Source organism: Bacteroidota bacterium, from assembly GCA_017303975.1.
Classification (GTDB): domain Bacteria; phylum Bacteroidota; class Bacteroidia; order JAFLBG01; family JAFLBG01; genus JAFLBG01.
Genome location: JAFLBG010000012.1, coordinates 66,683 through 88,286 on the forward strand (window position 1 = coordinate 66,683; position 21,604 = coordinate 88,286).

The 21,604-nt window shown below is 35.1% G+C and carries 11 protein-coding genes; 7 read left to right on the plus strand and 4 right to left on the minus strand.

Going from position 1 to position 21,604, the window contains the following annotated elements; genetic code table 11:
* Window positions 1–73: 73 nt before the first annotated feature.
* Together J0M08_06390 and J0M08_06395 are read left to right on the plus strand one after the other, a co-directional pair.
* Complete coding sequence (locus J0M08_06390; GenBank protein MBN8702674.1) at window positions 74–1,366, plus strand: hypothetical protein; 1,293 nt, start codon at window positions 74–76, stop codon at window positions 1,364–1,366.
* Window positions 1,367–1,701: 335 nt separating this feature from the next.
* Entirely contained in the window at window positions 1,702–4,512 is a 2,811-nt protein-coding gene (locus J0M08_06395; protein ID MBN8702675.1) for a PKD domain-containing protein, read from the plus strand.
* A 188-nt stretch (window positions 4,513–4,700) separates the two neighbouring features.
* On the opposite strand, the gene J0M08_06400 is transcribed toward J0M08_06395, so the two are convergent.
* Together J0M08_06400 and J0M08_06405 are read right to left on the minus strand one after the other, a co-directional pair.
* The gene (locus J0M08_06400; protein MBN8702676.1) at window positions 4,701–8,363 is read right to left on the minus strand and encodes a gliding motility-associated C-terminal domain-containing protein; all 3,663 of its coding nucleotides are present in this window, start codon (window positions 8,361–8,363) and stop codon (window positions 4,701–4,703) included.
* Window positions 8,360–9,838 carry a T9SS type A sorting domain-containing protein gene (locus J0M08_06405; GenBank protein ID MBN8702677.1) on the minus strand — a complete coding sequence of 493 codons (1,479 nt, stop codon included), beginning with the start codon at window positions 9,836–9,838 and terminating at the stop codon, window positions 8,360–8,362. The genes J0M08_06400 and J0M08_06405 overlap by 4 nt, the downstream gene beginning before the upstream one ends.
* A 160-nt stretch (window positions 9,839–9,998) precedes the next feature.
* On the opposite strand from J0M08_06405, the gene guaB reads away from it, so the two are divergent.
* Window positions 9,999–11,471, plus strand: a complete 1,473-nt coding sequence (guaB, locus tag J0M08_06410) for an IMP dehydrogenase (GenBank protein MBN8702678.1) — start codon at window positions 9,999–10,001, stop codon at window positions 11,469–11,471.
* Between the two features lie 108 nt (window positions 11,472–11,579).
* Here guaB and J0M08_06415 read toward each other — a convergent pair whose 3' ends face one another.
* Window positions 11,580–12,506 carry a hypothetical protein gene (locus J0M08_06415; protein MBN8702679.1) on the minus strand — a complete coding sequence of 309 codons (927 nt, stop codon included), beginning with the start codon at window positions 12,504–12,506 and terminating at the stop codon, window positions 11,580–11,582.
* A 201-nt stretch (window positions 12,507–12,707) separates the two neighbouring features.
* Between J0M08_06415 and J0M08_06420 the strand changes: the two genes are divergently transcribed.
* The 3 genes from J0M08_06420 to J0M08_06430 all read left to right on the plus strand — a co-directional run bounded on the left by J0M08_06420 (window position 12,708) and on the right by J0M08_06430 (window position 16,253).
* Window positions 12,708–13,655, plus strand: coding sequence for a nitronate monooxygenase (locus J0M08_06420; protein MBN8702680.1), 948 nt, complete (start codon window positions 12,708–12,710; stop codon window positions 13,653–13,655).
* 73 nt (window positions 13,656–13,728) lie between these two features.
* A complete protein-coding gene (locus tag J0M08_06425) occupies window positions 13,729–14,967 on the plus strand; it encodes an insulinase family protein (GenBank protein ID MBN8702681.1) in 1,239 nt (412 codons plus the stop codon).
* A 2-nt stretch (window positions 14,968–14,969) separates the two neighbouring features.
* The gene (locus tag J0M08_06430; GenBank protein ID MBN8702682.1) at window positions 14,970–16,253 is read left to right on the plus strand and encodes an insulinase family protein; all 1,284 of its coding nucleotides are present in this window, start codon (window positions 14,970–14,972) and stop codon (window positions 16,251–16,253) included.
* A 3-nt stretch (window positions 16,254–16,256) separates the two neighbouring features.
* On the opposite strand, the gene J0M08_06435 is transcribed toward J0M08_06430, so the two are convergent.
* A complete protein-coding gene (locus J0M08_06435) occupies window positions 16,257–20,723 on the minus strand; it encodes a translocation/assembly module TamB (GenBank protein ID MBN8702683.1) in 4,467 nt (1,488 codons plus the stop codon).
* Window positions 20,724–20,829: 106 nt separating this feature from the next.
* Here J0M08_06435 and tsaD point away from each other — a divergent pair.
* Window positions 20,830–21,604 (plus strand): tRNA (adenosine(37)-N6)-threonylcarbamoyltransferase complex transferase subunit TsaD (gene tsaD, locus J0M08_06440; GenBank protein MBN8702684.1); only part of this gene is annotated, 775 nt, incomplete at its 3' end.

Here is a 21,604-nt window from a genome sequence, read left to right on the forward strand (position 1 = left end):
AGCCGTTACGGAAAGCCTTTTAGTAGGCGTAATTTTGATTCATAATTTAAAACAAACAGTAATTATGAAACCAATGAAAACAATTTTAAAACTAACAACAGCAACAGTATTATCGGCAGTTACTCTTTTAAATGCACAAGTAGATACTTTAGGAAGTAATTCACAAAGAACTGAAGCCTTAAAACTATCATTGGGAGCCAATTTTGGAGTTGCATACGAGAAAAAAATTGGAAAAGCTACTAGTTTGCAGTTCTCATTAGAACATTTAACGAAACAATGGGATATGGATGCCCTTGATTTAGGTATTGGAGGAAGCTCGTCTAGAATTGGAGGAGATGTCAATGGAATTAATGTTGGATTAGACTATCGAAGGTATTTGTCAGAACCCCACAATAATTTAAATGGGTTTTATACCGCACCATTTGTAAGATACAAACAGTATAATTTCGAGAATAGTATTCTAGAAACCCCTAAAACTCAAACTCATAAGCAAGTAGATGTTGGTGCAATGATAGGATATCAAATACTTGGCGAAGATGGATTTTTAATTGATTTTGGATTTGGAGTTAAGTATAAGGCTGATATTGGAGGCCCTAATCCGCTAAGTGATAGAGTGTTCAATAATTTTGGTACATACACTCATTTAAGAATAGCATACAACCTTAAATATAAAACTGTTGTGAATACAGCAGTCAGTGCAGGCAAGTGGGTATCAAAAAACGAGTTTAATCAAAAAAATTTAGTGAAAATAAATCCGTTCTTCTATTTCAATAAACAAGAAGTAGCATATGAGCGTTTTATTACTGATAATATTTCCGCACAAATATCTATTGGAGCTGTTAATCATTTTAGTTTATTAGGAGCTAAAACAGTAATCGACAGTGAAGAAGTTTCAGATGAAATAGGTAAAGAAAACGATTCTTTGGAATATACCGGATTGAAAAAAGCCGTTTTTGCTAGGTTGTCTTGCAGAATATACTTGAATAAGATAAAGTATTTACATTCTAAAAGTGATGTTGGAGGTATGTATATAACTCCGATTTATACAATTAGCAAGCAAAAGACAATATTTGAAGATGTTTCAGAAAGAAACTATGGTGAGTTTAATTTTGCGCAACATTCGGTTAATCATTTAATGGGAGTTGCAGTTGGTTACCAAACCGGTTTCGGTAGACTTATGGTGGATGGTTCAATTGGATACCATGGTTTAGTTTCTACTAAAAAAAGCGAGAGAAACTATGCGAATGCTGATGCAAGTAATACAGCCTTTGCCGCCAAATTTGGAAGTGTAGATGGCAATTCAACCTTGCGCGAAAATATTTTAGAAGGAGTAAAGATTCAATTGGGTGTTGGGTATAGGTTTTAGTTTGTTTTAGGGTTATTCAAAAAGAGGTTTGTGGTAATTACAACACAAACCTCTTTTTTGTTTGGGCATTGTTGACTTCAGATTTTTTTATTTATTAGAAACTCATATTTATAATTCACACTTGTGACGTATAAGATATTGATTATTATACACTTGCTTCATTTATTTGTCGGATTAACTGCTTGTCTGGGTTGTAGAATTGTTTGACAACACATTTATTAGGCTGTACTTTTCCGAAAGAAACTAGTCGGAAATAAATAAGCTGTAAAAGTGAAACTTTCAACCGTTTATTTCGCACTGCAAATAATAATGTTGCTAAAACTAACAACCCCACTATGAGACAATTACTTACCTCTGCATTTATTTTTTTTACCACAATTATATATTCTCAAACCATAGAAGGTAATTGTACCTGTTGGACATCTGATGGAGCAGGAGGGGCTGCAGGTCCTTTTTATGGTACAGGCGATATTGTTTATATAACTGGAACAGGAATATTTAAAGATCAAGGAGAAGGTGTGCCATGGCCTGCAGATTTTTATGTTGTTCCTAACGATAATAGCAATGGAGGAGGAACTGTTGCATTCTCATTAGATGATATTCTAAATGGCGTGCCTAATACAGAAATATCGTTGCTTGCCGGTGGTGCATTTGCCGATATTGTAATTGCTGCAGGGCCATTGCCTGCTGGTGAATACGATATAGTTATAGATAACAATAGAGATGGGTATTTTAATAAGAATACAACCGACTGTTATATTGGAGTAGGTAGTACGTATGCTTTTAGTGTAACTAAAACCCCTTTTGAACCTTGGCAAGCGGCAGAAATACAACGTTTAAAAGACAAGGCTTTAGATGAATATATGAAAGCGGCCGAAATGCATTTGTACTTAACATTAGCTCAAATGTTGCCTGCTGCATATTCGTCCGCAACCGGTAAAGTATCTAGTGCAGAGAATATAATTGGTAAGGTTTCAGAGGTAATGGCTTCATTTAAACAGGCACAAGGCATTTATAATAAAATTAAGGCAGGTGCTGTTGGATTATATGAGATTGATGCTCTTAAAAAATTGTTAAAAGATTTGGTTTGGAAACAACTAACAGAAATACAAGAAATAAAAGATTTAAAAAAGTTGTACGATAGCTACACGCAAATGGCAACAACGGATTATGATAAGTTGACTGTAAATCTTTTTTATAATGTTTCGAAAAATGTATATATGGCTAATATGCTTAAATGGGGTGCTATTGCAATGGATCCACCTAACAATGATTTTTTCAAACCAACTCCACTTGACACTGCTTGGGCTATGTTTTACCCGAGTATATCAGATAATAAAATGGTAAACGCTCAAGCCGATTTTGCCAATGCTGTAGAAATTGAAAATATGGCACTGGAAGGATTATTGCATAGCTGGGAAAAGATGCAAGGTGCTTTAAATGCCACTGCTGATGTACATTCTAGAACCCAAGCAAAGGCTGCACAAAAGTATTTAAGTTTGATTCAACAAACACAACAATTGAAGGCTAATGCAGTTGACTCGATGTTGCATGAAATAGCCTTAGACTCTTTATATGATTTGGAATTTTCAATGACTAAATTTCAACATCTGAAACAAGTAGTTGCTAACAAAACCCTTACTCCGGAGGAGATAACGGACTTGGCAAATCAGGGCATTTCTCCATTAAAATGGGATTCCATTAAAAATAGTTTTTTAGCATTTACTCCGGAGATTATTTTCTTAGGCGATACTGCTAGAATACCCAATGGTAGATTCTCTAATGTTATTAATGCCTACAAGCAACATAATCAAAACACTTCGCTAACTCTTGATTCTATTTACAATTCTTTACAAGTAAATCTTGTTAATAATGTTAATGGGGTAAGTATTGATATGGAGCCACATGCAATTATTGCAGGACCGACAAAAGTAAATTTAGGTCAGTCAGTTACGTTAACTGCTAATAATTCAAATTCAAACTTAAATGCATGTACGTATCAATGGGATTTTAATAACGACAGTACATTTAATGATGCAATCGGAGCTAGTGTTTTGTATAGTCCAACTACCCAAGGGTATAGAATTGTTGGTGTAAAAGCTACAAATGGATACGGATCTGTTGATTATGCTTATTATGTTGTAAAGGGAGTTTCTTTAAACAAATCACCCATTATAGTATCTAAGTCTCCTACTGTTGCAACCTCGATAATAAACCAATCTGCCTCTATTACATTTTCTGTTAATGTAAACGATCCGGATGGAGACCCTGTTACCATAACATGGTACAAAAATTCAATTCAGATGGGCACAGGTAACTCGTATCTTTATACTTCTAACTATTCAGGTTGTGTTACTCAAGCAGATGAAATTACAGTTGAAGTTTCGGATAACAATCTATATTCAAATAATGCTTTCGAGTTTTGGACAGTTTTATACCATAACAAAGTGTATGCATTAATGGACGATACAAGCAACTGTTCGGGTAATTCAATTTTGCTTAATCCTTCTTATTCATACAACGATGGAGCAACCTATAATTGGTCAAATAGTACAACTGATACAGCGCTATTAGCAAATAGTTCAGGATTGTATTGGGTGGAGGTTTCTAGAAATGGATGTATAGCAAAAGATAGTGCAGTTGTTGCTTTAACTTCTATTCCAGCATTCAGTTTGGGAAATGATACCACTTGCACCAATTGTCAAATAAGCTTATTAGCTAATTTGGGAAGTGGGTACAATTATTCTTGGAGTACTGGCAGTCTGGCAAATTCAATAGTTGTAACAAGCAGCGGAACATATTATTTGGAAGTGGAAAAAGCAGGTTGCTTTAAAACGGATTCAATAACAGTTACTATAAATAATAATACATCAATAGAAGAAATAGGTTTAAGTTCATATCTGGTTTATCCTAATCCTGCAAATGACATATTCTCGATATCTTACACAAGTATTGATAATAGGTCTATAGGTTTTGATTTAGTTGATTTGTATGGTAGAAAAATTCTTGAAATTGCACCGATTAAAAATCAAGTTGGCGTAAATAGATTAAGTATAGACGTATCCTCTTTTGCAAAAGGGATATATCTTATAAAAGCTACTACATCAACTGACTCAAAAGTTTTAACGAGAGTTGTGGTAAACTAGGTGTTTTAAAATTTTAAAATGTGATACCAACTTTTCAAAACTATGAGTGCTGGTTTTTAAATAATTTTCATTTTTAAAACTAAACCTGTGGATCGAAAATCCATAGGTTTAGTTTTTTTAGACGCAGATAGATTCAATTGAAGTTTTTAAGCCCAAAGCGGATTGGTATATTTTTATTTAATTTTAACCTATCTCAAAAGTGTAACAAATCCCTTCAACTCTAAATCATTAATAGTATACACATAAAAATAAGTTCCTTCCGGAACCTCTAAGCCCGCAGTAGTTCTGCCATCCCAAGAGTGATTAAATCTGTCAGCTTCAAAAAGTAATACACCATAGCGATTGAATATTTTTAAGTTAGTGCAACCTAAGTAATAACCATTTAATTGTATGTTAAAATTGTCGTTAGCACCGTCAAAATTGGGTGTAAATACATTGGGCGAATTATAAATTAAATAATTCTTAAAATCAGAAATACTTATTGCTGAGCTATACGAGTCTTTGCAGCCGAATAAATTTTCTGCAATCAATTGAGGATTGTGATTTTGATTGTATGGAAGAACATAAGAAGCATTTGCCAAGCTAGAACTATTGCCATCGCCCCATATCCAATTGTAGTTAGATGCGCCCACACTCTGATTTGTAAAACTAACAATCATGCCATCGCAACTAGGCGTAAGCGAGTACGTGTAATCTGCAGTTGGATTAGCTTTTACTAATACTTGCACCGTGTCATTTGCAATACAACCTGCAGAATTAATTGCCGTAAGGGAATAGGTGGTGTTTACTGTTGGTGCAGCAATCGGATTAAATATGGTAGAGTCGTTTAACGTTGCTCCTGGACTCCAATCATAACTAGAGGCGTTGCTAGTAGTAGCAATTAGTGGAACATTATTTTCCACACAAGTAAATGTATCAGGAATAGAAATAGTGAAAACAATAAGTGTAATAGTTGTGGTGTCTGAGTTTATACAATTATTATTGTCTGTTCCAATTACGGTATAGGTAGTAGTTCCCGTAGGATTTGCAGTTGGGTTGGCAATCGAAGTGCTGCTCAGTCCGTTGTTTGGGCTCCAGTTATACGTGGCAGCTCCTGTCGCGTTTAAGGTTACAGATAATCCGTTGCATAAATTTACTCCAACCCCTGCATCTACATTGGGTAGCGGATTTACATTTACTAGTATTGTATCATTTGCTGTGCAACCATTCAAATCAGTAACCGTTACAATATACGATGAGCTTAGGGTTGTGTCCACCCAAGGATTTGAAATTTGCGAGTTGCTCAATCCGTTAGCCGGTGTCCATGAAAAGCTTACTCCTCCTGAGGCTTGCAACTGAATACTATCTTGCAAGCAGAACGCAGTGTCTGTTCCTGCAAAAGCAACAGGGCTTGGTAATATGGTTACGAAAACAGAATCTCTTCCCGAGCATGTATCATTTGTAACCGTAAGGTAATACATCGTGCTGCCTGCCGGATTTGCAAGAGGGTTGGCAATCGTTGTGTTGTTAAGGCTTGTGACAGGTGTCCATGCATATATTGAATTTGCTGGTGCTGTAGGGTTTCCACCAATTACAATAGAATTGCCTTTGCAAATTTGAAATCCGGAGCCTGCATCAACCGGTACATTAGAGGCTACTGCAACCTCAACTGTATCAATAGAAGTACAGCCATTTACATCAGTGCCTTCCACGGTGTAATTAATGGTTGCATTTGGCGAAGATTTTGGATTGTTAATGATGCTGCTATTCAACCCTGTTGTAGGTTGCCACTGATAGCTTGTTACACCAGTTGCAAGTAGTTGTATACTATCTCCCGGACATACCCAACTACTAATTCCTGCATCTACCGGAATTGGAGTATTAATTGTTACGGTTGTGCTATCCGTATTTGTGCATCCGTTTAAATCGGTTAGTAAGAGCGAATAAGTTGTTGTGCTGGTAGTTGTAACTATTGGATTGGAAATACTTGTAGAGCTTAATCCACCACTAGGAGACCAATTAAATATTCCTGCTCCGGAACCGCTTAATTGCGCGGTATTGCCGGTACAAATAGAAACAGTAGGCCCTGCATCAATAGTGGGTGCCGGAAATGTTGAAACTAGCACGGAATCAATATCCTGGCAATTATTTGCATCTGTAACGGTTAAAACAAAAGCGGTTGTTTGTGTACTAATGCTTGTGTTGGTAATAGTTGCAGTAGGATTAGATGTTGTGCCGTTGTTTAGTAAATTCGGTAATGTCCAAGAGTAAGTGTAGCCGGCAGTTGTAGCAGCTCCCAATTGCGCTATTTTATTTGAACAAAGAGAGCTGTCGTTACCCGCATTTGCAGTTGGCAACGAATTTATGGTAACAACCTTACTTATAGGTGTTGCAATACAACCGTCTTTACTAGTGGTGGTAACGCTTACGGTTCCATTGCCAATTGCTCCCCAGTCTATTGTAATTGCATTGGTATTGCTGCCTGCTGTTTGAGTTCCACCAGTTACAGACCATGCGTATGTTGCTCCGGAAATATTGGTAACATTGTATTGCGAGCCAGTAGTTTGGAAACACACATTGGTAGGGCCATTTATGGCAGAAGGCCCTTGAAATGGATTTACCTGAATGGAATATTGCATACTTGTTGTTTTGTTTGGACAGCCATTGTCTTTTACAGAAACAAAAAATAAATAGGGTAGGGGGCGTGCTTGTCCACATACGGTTGGCCAACAGAAATTAGCACTTACAACACTATCGCCTTTTACATTGTTGGTAAAACTTGCAGCAGGGTTTGTATAACTACCTGAAAATAATTGACCATTTGCACTTAAGGAAATACTATCTCCAAATTGATCGTAAAATATTACAGGGAAACATAAGCTATCTCCTTCTGTAATTACATAGGAGGTGAGTCCACTTCCGGATGTAGTTGATAATGCAGGAGGTGGATTGTTGGGGCAATTGATTACCAGTATTTGAAAGTCTCTGCGGGATATGCCAATTAAATTTCCATTTCTATATTCTTTTATTTCAACTGCAATAACATATTCTCCGGGCGTATTACAATAATATCTCGAAAATCCTGTGGATGAATTAATGTAGGCATAACCACTTGCGCCAAACGGAATATTTTTGTTGTATCCTGTTTGCCATGTAACCGGAGGGATTGGCCAGTTCAAGCTCAATGGTAGGTTGGGAGCTGGGTTCGACTGAGTACCAAATCCTACGTAAGGGTCTTCAAACGAAAATATCAAAACATCTCCATCCGCATCAAATGCGGTGTTCAAAATAGTTACAGTGTCGTTTACGCACATGAAAGGAATAGGCGAATCTGAAAAAACAGGAGAGTCGTTTGCAACTAGCGAAGGAGGAATGAATGCATGATAGGAATGACCTTGATTTCCGGAGTTACTCAAATTAAGTATCGTATTTACTCTACAGCATCTGTCGTAAAATAAATGATACCCTTGAAAAGTAAGTGGAAGGTCAATTGTTGCTTCGTACGTACATTCATACACACAGGTGCTGGCTCCAACAGAGCAATTACTCGATGCTTCGGGAGTAATGGCAAAAGAATTTGTTAAAGGCATGTTTAACGTTTGCGTTATTCCCAAAAGAGAAGGAGGATTTACAGATCCTTCGTAAACACCAACTTGTAAAAAAGTTTCGGGAAACCCATTGCCCCAAAATGGTGAGTTGCAATCAATAAAAGTTTTGAATGTAACTTTGTAACGATATAAATTCCCACCCACATTTCCTTGGTATTCATAGGCAAGATTCCCCCCTACAATATGTGTGGCACAAACCTTTTCTGTGTACAAGCACAGAACAACTAATAAAGCACCAAGAAAACGTTTTTTGAAATACATCATTTGGCAATTACAATTTTCTTGGTTATCGAATTAGTTGCAGTTTGTGCACGAAGAAAATAATACCCATTTGCAATGGCTGATGTGTTAATTCTTACAGGTGTTTCCAAGGTTTTTATGTTTATTAGTTCATTGCCAAATAAATCAACTAATTCTAAATTAGTAATCTCTATTCCATTCGGTACTAAAATAGTTAGCATATCAGTGGCAGGATTTGGGAATACTTGTAATTGATCTTCTTGTTCGTTTTCTGTCATACTATTTGCCGATGTTATAATTACCGTATAATCTTCTGCTTGACCATATGTTAAATTAGTGCACGAAGTATATCCACTTCCTGCATAATCTGCCATAGCTCGCAAGCGCAATGGCGTGTTAAGAATAGCGGCACTACTAGAAATAAGAATATTCCCACTCGGGCTGTTTTGATTCAACGCTGAAAAAACTAATTCGTTGGTTCCGGTAAATAGTCCGTCATTGTTATAGTCAATATAGATTTTTACATCGTGTGGGTTTAACGTACCTGTACTTACTTGCACGGTGTAGGTTGTGTTTTTTTGTAATGTAGTTTGTAGGTCACAACTGTTGTCTTTGTAGCCTTCAGTGGCATCAAGCGAAGTGTAGTTAATAGTGTTTAACTTAAACTTTGTAATTCCGTACTGACAGCAATAACCCAATGTACTTGGGCTGCACGATGCTGCAATTGGGCCATTTCCTAATGTAACTTGTATATAGTTTAAAATGGAATCTTTGTCGCTGCCGTTGCCATTGGTGGTGGTTAGTTTTACGGTGTAATTGCCGCTTGTAGTATAAGTATGTATTGGGTTTTGTTGCGAGCTAGTACCTCCATCTCCAAAATTCCATAGCCATGTAGTGGGCACATTGCTGGAAATATCTGTAAAAGAAACTACTCCCGAACAAGTAAGCGTGTCATTTGCAACAAAGGCGGTATTGGGAGGTAACGGATTATTTAAAATAATAATTCCATAATCTTCGGCTTGCCCGTATGTTATGTTTTTACAAGGTGTGGGTGGAGATGCGAAATCATAATCGGCCGAAATGCGCAGTCGAAGCGGAATGTTTTTAATTGCGCTAGCCGGAATCGTGATGGCTCCTGTGGCGGTAAGTACAGAATTTGCGGAGAAAACAAGTTCGTTAATGCTATCTAGAAGATTGTTGTTGTTGTAATCAATCCACGCTCTCACGTTTTGTTTGCCCGGATTTCCGCCACTTACATTCACAGAAATGGAGTAGGTTGCACCGGCATAAACTGAGGTAGTTATGGTGGAGCTGTAATCTTTGTATCCATCAGAACCTCCTGCAGTTGTATTGTTTATGGTGTTAAACGATACGTTTATAATCCCAAATCCGCAGCAATAAGCCGTTGTGCTTGGAGTACAAATGCTGGACGCAGTTTGCTGAGAATTAGAAATAGTGCTTAAAAGGACAAATAGTAGTATTAGAAAGAATGGTTGCATTTTTTGATTTTTTTCAATTTAACTAAAAGAAATGTAGAATTAAAATGATGTATTGAATCTTAATTTAGGTCGCAAAGGTATTTTTCGTAACTACTAGCGGATAATAAATAATATAACTATATTTGCATGAATTTTATAACCCGTAAAATTCAACTGTTCTATGTCATTAGACTCTTCAAAATTTATAAGTGAAGGACTCACTTATGATGATGTGCTTCTGGTACCAGCGTATTCAGAAGTTCTACCTCGCGAAGTAAATATTACTTCACTTTTTTCACGTGATATTAAATTGAATACCCCAATTGTATCTGCTGCTATGGATACTGTTACCGAGTATCAATTGGCTATTGCTATTGCACAAGAAGGAGGTATTGGCGTATTGCATAAAAATATGACCATTGCCGAACAAGCCGAACAAGTGCGTAAAGTAAAACGTTCGGAAAGTGGAATGATACAAGATCCTGTTACCTTATCTGTAACGGCTAGTGTAGGCGATGCATTGAATTTAATGCGCGAAAATAAAATTGGAGGAATTCCCGTAGTTTCAACTGATAATAAATTAGTGGGTATTGTTACCAATCGTGATCTTCGTTTTGAGAAAAACATGAAACGCCCTATTCGCGAGGTAATGACTAGTGATAATATCATTACTGCAAAAGAAGGTACCGATTTACGAAAGGCAGAACAGATTCTAGAAAAGTATAAAATTGAAAAACTGCCTGTAGTTGATAAAAACAACAGGTTGGTTGGATTAATCACGTTTAAGGACATTATAAAAGTTCGTATTCGCCCAAATTCTTGTAAAGATCATTTGGGTCGTTTGCGTGTAGCTGCTGCTGTTGGTGTTACTGCAGACACGATGGAACGGGTGGACGCATTGGTAAAAGCCAATGTTGACGGAATTATAATTGATACCGCTCATGGGCATTCTAAAGGGGTGCTTGAAATGATAAAAGCGGTAAGAAAAAAATACAAAGATTTGCAATTGGTAGCCGGAAATATTGCAACCGGAGAAGCCGCATTAGCGCTTGTAAAAGCAGGTGTAGATGGAGTAAAGGTAGGAATTGGCCCGGGTTCTATTTGTACTACACGTGTAATTGCTGGAGTAGGTGTCCCTCAGCTTTATGCTGTTTATGAAGTAGCTAAAGCACTCAAAAAGACCGGTGTTCCACTGATTGCGGATGGAGGTATTCGTTATACAGGAGATATTGTAAAAGCTATTGCAGGAGGTGCTCATTCTATAATGGCGGGTTCTATTTTTGCCGGTGTAGAAGAATCTCCCGGAGAAACTATCATGTACGAAGGTAGAAGATTTAAAGCATACAGAGGTATGGGATCTATTGAGGCAATGCAAAAAGGCTCTAAAGACCGCTATTTCCAAGATGTAGAAGATGATATTAAAAAATTAGTTCCGGAAGGCATTTCCGGTCGTGTCCCTTATAAAGGCTCATTGTCTGAAGTTATTTATCAAATGATTGGAGGTTTAAAAGCAGGTATGGGTTATTGCGGTGCTGCTACTATTGAGCAATTGCAAAAAGCTAAGTTTATTAGAATTACCTCTGCCGGTGTTAAGGAAAGTCATCCACACGATGTATTCATTACTCGCGAAGCTCCTAATTATTCTAGTAAGTAGTCTTAGGTACATTTATAAATTCAGAGAAACACTAAACTAGTTTATATAAAAAGAGCGTGAATATATTCACGCTCTTTTTTGTTATAATGTAATGCTTATTAGGTATAACTAGAACTTAGCTCTAACTCTTCTTTTTCTGTATTTCTTCCCTTTGAAAACAGAGCCGTATTTAGATCTGTAAAATCCACTCTTTCCTCTTATTACATAACTAAAATTAATGGTCGAGAATAAATAAGCATCTTTTTTAGATGGGTCTCCTCTCTTATTACCTGGCGAATAGTTTGCAGGGTGAGCAAGTAAATCATCTTCTGCAGGAAGTTCATCTCTTCTGTTTGCTAGAGCTCTAGCAATAGGATCAGTAAATAAACTGGTATCTGCATAAACAGTACTAATGTCATCTAAATAATCAGTAAATGTTTTTCTCCAATCCAACTCCCAGCCAATTCTATATTTTTTTTCAATTGTAAAATAAAAGCCAATACCTAGCGGTGTTGCAAAGCTAATAGGACCATAAGCATTTGAGGGGCCTTCTGTTTGCAATTTTCGTAATCGATACCATTCTCCATTATATTTCGCTTGTGGTTGATACCAAAAAGCACAAACTCCTGTGTAAAAATAGGCTCTAAAATCATTTCTATATCTGTAGGTACGCCCTAAATCATTAATCTCAAAAAAATAAAACTCGCCTAATGCACTTAAATCAACTATATCTGTTCTGAAACTTAAATTTCTCGACTTTCTTCCCATATTGTCAGAAAGTTTATCATCTCCTGCAATTTGCAAATAATTAAGAGAAACTTTTGCACCAAATAGTGGGTGTAATTTATACCTTGCAAAAACAGAAATAGTAGGTCTAGTTTTTGCCAACTTTAAATCGTAGATAAATGGTTTTCTGTCTTCCAATTCTCCGCCTATGTCGCCTAAATAGTTGGCTACACCGACACGAACTCCATAATCGAGATTGTATTGTGCCAAACTTTGTTTTAGAGAAAAACATAGCGACACAGAAATGAGGAATAGTAATTTTTTATTCATTTACACAAATATATAAAAAAATAGATACAAAATACATCTTGTAGTGGCTTAATTTTCCGCTAGTTATAACCAGAATGGGTTTCTTGTGTTAATATAAAATAATTCTATAAAAATACCATTATTTTAAAGTGGTGTAAAATTAGTAAACGTTCAATTATATTAGAGGTACAAATAGAAATCTATTACAAGATAAATTTTCTTATGATAAACAAGGTAAATGCATTATTTGAAATTAAATATCCGATTATTCAGGCAGGAATGATTTGGTGTAGCGGTTGGGAACTAGCTTCTTCTGTTAGTAATGCCGGTGGTTTAGGCGTAATAGGTAGTGGATCTATGTACCCCGATGTATTAGAGAATCATATTATGAAGTGTAAAAGCGCAACGTCTAAGCCTTTTGCCGTTAATGTGCCCTTATTATACCCAGATATAGATAAGCATATGGACATTATTGCAAAGAATAAAGTTCCTATTGTTTTTACATCGGCAGGTAATCCTAAAATTTGGACACCTTTTTTAAAATCGCATGGGATAAAAGTAGTTCATGTTATTGCCAATTCGAAATTTGCTATTAAAGCAGAAGAGGCTGGTGTAGATGCTTTGGTAGCAGAAGGTTTTGAGGCAGGAGGACATAACGGGAGAGAAGAAACAACAACTTTGTGTTTAATTCCATTGATAAAAAAAATAACAAAACTGCCTTTAATTGCAGCGGGTGGAATAGCAACCGGTCGTACTATGCTTGCAGCAATGGCTTTGGGGGCTGATGGTGTGCAAATAGGTTCAAGATTTGTTGCGTCAGAAGAATCTTCGGCACACATTAATTTTAAGAACCGCATTATTAATATGGTAGATGGCGACACCCAACTTACGTTGAAGCAACTTACCCCCGTACGTTTAGTAAAGAATAGTTTTTTTAATCAATTGCAACAAGCAGAAGCCAATGGTGCCGGTGTATCTGAATTGGAAAAATTGTTGGGCAGGGGCAGAGCCAAAAAAGGAATGTTTGAGGGAGATTTGGATGAAGGAGAATTAGAAATAGGCCAAATTGCATCGTTGATAAAGGAAATTAAACCGGCCGCAAAAATAGTAGATGAAATTATTTCAGAATTTACTTCGACTAAAGGCGAAATGGCATTGATAGATTTTTAGTTATATTGTAGTGTTACAAGAGCCTAATTGTAGGCTTGTTCTAGTTATTTTAAATTTTTATAAACCCTGTTTTATGATTCAATTCAAAAAATTTACTCTTGATAATGGATTAAAGGTAATTTATCATCAAGATAAATCAACATCATTGGCTTGTGTAAATGTTTTATATGATGTTGGTGCTCGTGACGAACATGCTGATAAAACAGGGTTTGCTCACTTGTTTGAGCATTTAATGTTTGGTGGTTCTGTTAATATCCCTAATTATGACGAGCCATTGCAGCGTGTAGGAGGAGAGAACAATGCATTTACAACCAATGATATTACAAATTACTATATAACATTACCCGCCAATAATATTGAAACAGCTTTTTGGTTGGAATCGGATAGGATGCTGAGTTTGGCTTTTTCCGAAAAAAGTTTAGAGGTGCAACGAAGTGTTGTGATTGAAGAGTTTAAGCAACGCTACCTAAATCAACCGTACGGAGATGTATGGCTATTGTTAAGGCCGTTGGCGTATAAAGTGCATCCGTACTTATGGTCCACCATAGGAAAAAATATTGAGCATATACAAGATGCCACTATGGAGGATGTAAAATCATTTTTCTTTAAACACTACAGGCCCAACAATGCAATTTTAGTTGTTGCCGGAAATGTAGAATTAGAGCAGGTAAAATTGCTTTCAGAAAAATGGTTTGCTCCAATTCCAAAAGGCGAAATAGAGAAACGTAGTTTGCCAAAAGAACCTGTACAGACAGAAAAAAGAACACTTACTGTAGAGCGAGATGTTCCATTGGATGCTATTTACAAGGTTTATCACATGTGTAGTAGAAGTGATGAAAATTACTATGCTGTTGATTTAATGTCGGATATACTTTCTCGAGGACAATCTTCAAGATTGTATAATGAGTTGGTGAAAAAGAAAAATTTATTTGTTGATATTTCTGCTTATGTATCGGGAGATTTTGACGAAGGATTATTTGTGGTGTCCGGTAAGCTTAATGAAGGGGTTGATGTAAAAGTTGCAGAGCAGGCAATTGATGAAGAGTTGAATAAGTTGAAACAACAGTTTGTTCCAGATGATGAATTAACAAAGGTTAGAAATAAATCAGAATCCACCATGGTTTTTTCTGAAATGGAAGTGTTGAATAGGGCTATGAATTTGGCAATTGCAGAATTAATGGGCGATGCAAATTTAGCCAATAGCGAAATTGATAAATACTTGCGTGTTACAAAAGAAGACATTAAGCAACAAGCAAATCTACTTTTTCAAGAAACAAATTCTTCCGTTTTATATTATTTAAAAAAGAAATAGGTATGACAATCGTTGATAGAACTAAAGCTCCAATTTTTAATACGATAGACAACGTTGATTTTATTAGAGCGGACGAAAGAAAGCTTGCGTCCGGAATTCCCGTTTATATTGTAAATGCTGGAGAGCAAGATTTAATTAGAATAGAATTTGTTTTTGATGCAGGTATTAAGTACCAGAGTAAGCCTTTATTGGCTTCTTCTGTTGCCAATAATGTATTTGAAGGAACTGTAAAGTATAGTGCACAGCAAATAGCAGAGAAACTAGACTATTTCGGTGCTTTTTTTGAAACGGAAGTAAATCAAGATACAGCAACTGTTACGCTTTATACATTAAATAAGCATTTGAGCAATACGTTGTCTTTTTTTTATGAAACATTTTCCAGTGCTATTTTTCCTAAGGAGGAATTAGATCTTTATTTGCAAAATAAAAAATCTAAATATTTAGTAAGTAGCAAAAAAGTAAACAGTGTAGCCAGAAAAAAGTTTAATGAACTTTTGTTTGGAGAAAAACATCCATTGGGATATTATGTTCAATTAGAAGATTATGATGCTATTTCTGTAGCAGATTTGAAATCATTTTTTGACAAATATTATACAGCATCAAATTGTAAGATTATAGTTTCTGGAAAAGTCCCCACCACGATTATCGATTTATTAAATACGTGTTTAGGCGACCTGAAAAGCAATTCTTCAATTCAACCGTTTACAATACATGCCATACAATCTACACAACAGAAAATAAATTGTATTGTAAAAGACGATGCCATACAATCCGCTATTCGAATAGGTAGAGTGTTGTTTAATAGAACACATCCGGATTTTGTGCCAATGTTGGTTGTTAACACTATTTTGGGGGGCTATTTTGGGTCAAGATTAATGTCAAATATTAGAGAGGATAAGGGGTATACCTATGGCATTGGTTCCGGATTGGTATCGATGAAAGATTTAGGTTACTTTTTTATATCAACCGAAGTTGGTGTAGATGTGTGTGCGTCTGCAATAAATGAAATTTACTTTGAATTGGATAAGTTGTGTACCGATCTGGTTGCCGATTCTGAACTAGAGTTGGTGAAAAATTATATGCTAGGTGTGTTTCTGCGCACAATAGATGGGCCTTTTGCACTAGCAGATAAGTTTAAGAACATAAACGATTACAATTTAACGTATGATTATTATACCCATTATGTAAATACCGTGAAGAATATTACTGCAAATCAAATAAGAGATTTGGCCAATAAATATTTAGCTAAACAGAATATGATAGAGTTGGTGGTAGGAAAAAAATAATAATTATTTTCCTTTTCTAATTTTAGCTTTATCCTTATATCTTTTAACAAGCTCGGCCAGTGTGTTAAATTCCTCACGATAAAAAAGTCCTGCTCCTTGTGTGTACGGTGCTGTGGTGTTTGAGAGTAGAGTGTTGTCGTTTGTTTTATTAAATGCCTTTACCCTGAGTTTTCCGTCACGTGTAACTTTGTATTCTATATTTACATCGCCTGCAAAATTGGAATTGTTTTGTCGGGCAGCATTTCCACCAACACCTAAATTTCCATCTATTGTAATTCTATCGTTAAATAGTTGAGTTGAAAGCGCAACTTCCAATTCATCGCTGCTTATATTATCTCCGGGACGATAGTTTACGCCTACATCCACATCCTTTACAAGTTGAGAAAACATATTACTTACTTGGTTTGAAAGTAATTCAAATGAATTTGCACCAGTTACACCACCAGCGCTTACATAATCTCCGGTTCCGCCAATACCTAAAAGTTGTGGAGGAGTTACAAAGCTTTTTAGCACTAACAACGAAAATACTTGTCTGTTCATTTCCTGTTCGGTATTAATGTAGCTTTTTATTTGTTGACTTTTTGCTGTATTTAGTGTTGGTAAGTCAATGTCAAATGTAATATCCGGAGACAATAATCTGTTTCGTAAAAAAAGCTTACAATCTACAGGATAGCGTCTTCTATTGTATTCGTAATCTAACGAGTCGTTAGGGAAAAATGGATGTATCGAAGCTTTTTGTTTGTATATAGCAGTTATGTCAATGTCGGCTTCGTATGGGTCTCCGGACCACTTAATAGATGACCCTGATTGAATATCAAATTTTTTATTGATGATGTTTTTTAATGTAAATAAATAATCTCCGCTTGTTATTGCATAGTTTCCATGCATTTTAAATGTGCCAAGTGTATTTATATCTAATGTGATTAGTCCATCTCCGCGGCCTCTTATAATATCTCCTACCTTTGAGTCAAAAATAAGTTGAACTTCTGCATCCGGAGTCATGTTTATATCAAAATGTAATTGTATGCCATTTAAATTGGCAACATAGTTTTTCTTTTTGGTTTTACTATCGGCTCCTTTTTTAATAAAAGTTATATAATCAAACTCGCCAACTTCTGATGTAGATGTTAGCGGAATATTAAACTGAGTTCCTTTCTCTGTTTTTATTGATGCATCTATTAATATTTTATCTACGTATCCAAAAAAATTGATATACCCTGTAACGTTAGCTTTTCCGTAGTATAGGTTGTTATTGGCTTCCGTTGTGTTTAAGCACATAAAATTATGTGCTTTCATATCAAAATCTAACTGAAAGTTTTTGAATTTTTCGTGATATAATTTTCCATTTACAAGCGCACTATCGTTTTTTTCATCCGTTACCTTAAAATTATTTATGTTAAACGCATTTGATTCCAGCTCTACATTTCCGGAGAAACGATAGGTAGTATTCAAATAATTAATTTTTGTTTGACCTCCAATTATATTTAAACTCCCTGCTATAATAGGGTTTTGTGGAGTGCCATTAATGGTAATTGCACCGGAAAATTGCCCTTTTAAGTATTTGCAATATTCAGTAATGTATTGTTCTATTAGTTTTAATTTAACATCAATAAAATTTGCTTTGAAATCTAGGTTATCAAATTCTTTTTTAGGGTAGTATTTGCCGGTAAATGCTATGTTTTTTTCTACTATGTTTTTAGATAAAAAGCCCTCCATTTCTATCCAATCTTTGCTTGTTTCCCAATTGCTTTTTAGTTCACCATTTCCCAAATATTCATTGTTTATAGATAGTTTTTGTATGCTTAAATTGCTTGTTATTACAGGTGTTGCATAAAGGTTAGATAAAATTGTCTTGCCGGAAATAGTTCCATTTGTTTGTAATCCTATCGATTTAATAAATGGATTTATTGTAGCCAAATTAAAGTTAGAGACATTTACAGTGGCTTTTTTGTCTGATAGTTTTGAAATAATTCCTTCTAAGTTTATTGATTGAGAGTCGGAGCTTATAGCTATGTTGCCGATAGATATACTAGATGTGTCAATGGTAGAAGGCATACTTTGTATTATTTCCCATTTGACGTTGTTTATATATATGGAAGATGGTTTGAATTGGAAGCCTATTTGATTTCCAACATTGAAAGATACATCACTTTTCAGCTCATTAAGAACATTTTCTGAATTGAAATTCCAATTTATTTCTGTCGAGATTTTATTGGTACTATTACTTATAGAGTAAATATTAAAGTTGTTTAACGAGAGGCTATCTGAAATTTTAATAGAATGTAGTTTGGCACTTAGGTCGAGTTTATTATTTGTATTTGTTAAATAGGCGTTTATTTTATTGAAATCATATTTGTCTGTCGAAAACTTTTCGCACTTAAAATTTACATCCAAATTTAGTTTCTCCAAATCTACAGAGCCAGTAATTTCAGAGTTGTTGGCAATTGATAGTGAAGGGTAAAAAACTTTTAGTAAATCGGTTGATCTTTTGAATTTTATGTTGAAAAAATAGTTGTGTTTTACGCTCGTCATTTTTTTTGAAGACGCTATATTGGGTAAATAATTATAAAGAATACTTATAAATGCATTGCCTATATCAGAGAATAGAAACGTGCCATTCATATTTGCGTCTAACAAGTCCGATTTTATATCAATTATTCTATTGTTATTTGTTTTAACGGACGTAACATTAAAATAATTGGAATTAACTACTCCATTTGAATAATTGTAAATAATCGAATCCATTTTAATACTGCCTATAATATCTTCTAGTTTAGTAAATCTTACATCAATTAATGCATTAGCTGAGAGCTCTCCGGAGTTTTTATTGTTGATTATATTTAGCGCGTATAAATTGGCTCCTTTGATACGAGAACCAAATTTAAGGTGGGTTGTTTCACTTTTAAAATCAATATCGCCATCAAATTGCAGTCGAATATTTTCATCATTCATGTTTAGGTTTCCTGAAAATAAATTTTTCTCAAAAAGCCCTGATAATTCTGCATTTTTGTATTGGTAATTATTTAGTTCTATTGAGTTTATGTGCCCCTTCAAAAAGGCTTGTATGTTGTCTTGTTTTAAGCCTTTTCCATCTATTTCTGCGTTTAGATTAATAGTTCCAATAGAAGAAGTTTTAAGTAAAGCCCCTAAATCAAAATTTGCTGTTGAAATATTTCCTTGGTAAGAATACTTTCTTTTGGGGTCAGTTGTTTTATTTAGAATCAAGTCGGTTTTAATAGAGCCAAATGAAGAATTCGTTACTCCATACGCAATAAAATCGTCCAGAAAACCTGTAAAACTACCTGAGAAATTGAAACTATCAGGAATGTTAATATTATTGGGCAATTCTATAAAAGTATTGTCTGTAAATGGGTATAGTGGAATGGAAAGTAAATCTTTTTTATTGGAAGCTATTTTTGTAAAGTGTAAAAACAAGAATGTTTCATCAATATTGGGCAGTCCTTTAAAATTAAAATCACCGGCAATGGTTGTTTTTTCAAACATATCTAGGGTTACTTTTCTACATTTTAAATCATTTACAAAACCATCTATTTTGCCAGTTAGTTTTATTTTATTCTTAATGCCTTTTAATTGTGGTGCAAAATAGGCAATGTCTTCTGTATACACGATTGACTCTTGAAATTTGCCATGCATTTTTACCTGCTCAATAAAATCAAGGTAGTCGGAATAAGTTTTGTATTTGAATTCTAATTGCCCGTTAACGGAAGAGCTATCGGTTTCGATATGTAAATCGTTTATAAATAGGTTTGTTGACGATACTATAGACTTTCCGGAGAAGTCTGTTAAGTTGAAGCCACATTTTTCTTTGGCGCTTAAATGTGTAATAGAAGAAAAAATAGAATCACGTTCAAATCGCGTATTTTTTAGATTGCAGTTTATGATATTTATATCTAAATCCCAGTAGTTCATTCCCGGCATTGGTTCAATATTGGGTTCGTCTTTATAAATAAAATGTACGTTTTTAAGTGTTAGGTCTGCGATTACAATTTTTATGTTTGATGCGGAAGTGTCCTTTGAGTCAGAACTAAATGCGTTTACAATAAATTCGTAGTTGAAATCTTTTTCTTTTTTGCCTCTATGAAGCTTTACAGTAGCATCTTCAAGAATAATATTATTGGTGTAAAAGTAATTGCTGTCAAATTCAAGTCTTGTTGGATTAATTTTAAGAAGACCTATGTAGGCAAGTGTGTCTTGTTTTAAGTCTTGTACATACACCCCTTCTAAAATCAAGTGTGTGGGCCAACCAATATCAACTCCTTTAACAGAAACTTTTGTATGTAATTTTTCTTCTAAATAGGCTGTTAGTTTTTTTACTAACCATGTTTGTACCGTAGACGATTTGAATATAACATATGCCAATATGAATAGGACAAAAACGATACCCGTAATTGAGTACACTATTTTTCTAATCCACTTACTTTTTTTAATATTTAGTTTTTCCTCTGCCACTTTACATTTTCCTGCTAAATATAATTATTAAGATCTGTTACATAATCAGATATAAGCATGTTTTTGTATAACTTTGTCTTTACAATACAATGCAAATAGCGTTCCAATGAGCAATAGTGTTAAAACAATTCTTGCAATAGAATCTTCATGTGATGATACGGGCGCTGCTATTTGCAGAAACAATACAATTTTAGCGAATGAAATAGCTAACCAACTTGTGCATAAGCAATATGGAGGTGTGGTTCCTGAGTTAGCATCTAGGGCGCACCTTCAAAATATTATTCCGGTGGTTGATGTATGTCTTGCAAAAGCCAATGTTTCTTTAATTGAAATAGATGCAGTTGCATTTACCAGAGGTCCGGGATTAATGGGCTCTTTGCTAGTAGGAGGTTCTTTTGCAAAAAGTGTGGCTCTTGCCTTGAATAAGCCATTAATTGAGGTTAATCACATGCAAGGGCACGTTTTGGCACTATTTATAAAGAATGAACATGAGAACTGTCCAAAGTTTCCGTTTTTATGCTTAACTGTTTCCGGTGGACATACACAAATAGTTTTGGTAAAAGATTATTTGGATATGGAAGTTGTTGGAGAAACCCTGGATGATGCGGCAGGGGAAGCATTTGATAAAGTAGCTAAAATTTTAGATTTGCCTTATCCTGGAGGTCCCTTGGTTGATAAGTACGCTCAAGAGGGCAACCCTTACAAATTTAAATTTCCAATTGCGAATGTGCCCGATTTAAACTTTAGTTTTAGTGGATTAAAAACATCGTTTTTATACTTAATTAATAACAGTCAAAAAATAAATAAAAATTTTGTTTCGGAAAATTTAGTTGATTTATGCGCTTCTGTGCAACATACTATTATTGATACATTGCTTGCTA

Coding starts and splice junctions, on each gene's coding strand:
- J0M08_06390 (MBN8702674.1), top strand. CDS start 74: ATGAAAACAATTTTAAAACTAACAACAGCAACAGTATTATCGGCAGTT.
- J0M08_06395 (MBN8702675.1), top strand. CDS start 1,702: ATGAGACAATTACTTACCTCTGCATTTATTTTTTTTACCACAATTATA.
- J0M08_06400 (MBN8702676.1), bottom strand. CDS start 8,363: ATGATGTATTTCAAAAAACGTTTTCTTGGTGCTTTATTAGTTGTTCTG.
- J0M08_06405 (MBN8702677.1), bottom strand. CDS start 9,838: ATGCAACCATTCTTTCTAATACTACTATTTGTCCTTTTAAGCACTATT.
- guaB (MBN8702678.1), top strand. CDS start 9,999: ATGTCATTAGACTCTTCAAAATTTATAAGTGAAGGACTCACTTATGAT.
- J0M08_06415 (MBN8702679.1), bottom strand. CDS start 12,506: ATGAATAAAAAATTACTATTCCTCATTTCTGTGTCGCTATGTTTTTCT.
- J0M08_06420 (MBN8702680.1), top strand. CDS start 12,708: ATGATAAACAAGGTAAATGCATTATTTGAAATTAAATATCCGATTATT.
- J0M08_06425 (MBN8702681.1), top strand. CDS start 13,729: ATGATTCAATTCAAAAAATTTACTCTTGATAATGGATTAAAGGTAATT.
- J0M08_06430 (MBN8702682.1), top strand. CDS start 14,970: ATGACAATCGTTGATAGAACTAAAGCTCCAATTTTTAATACGATAGAC.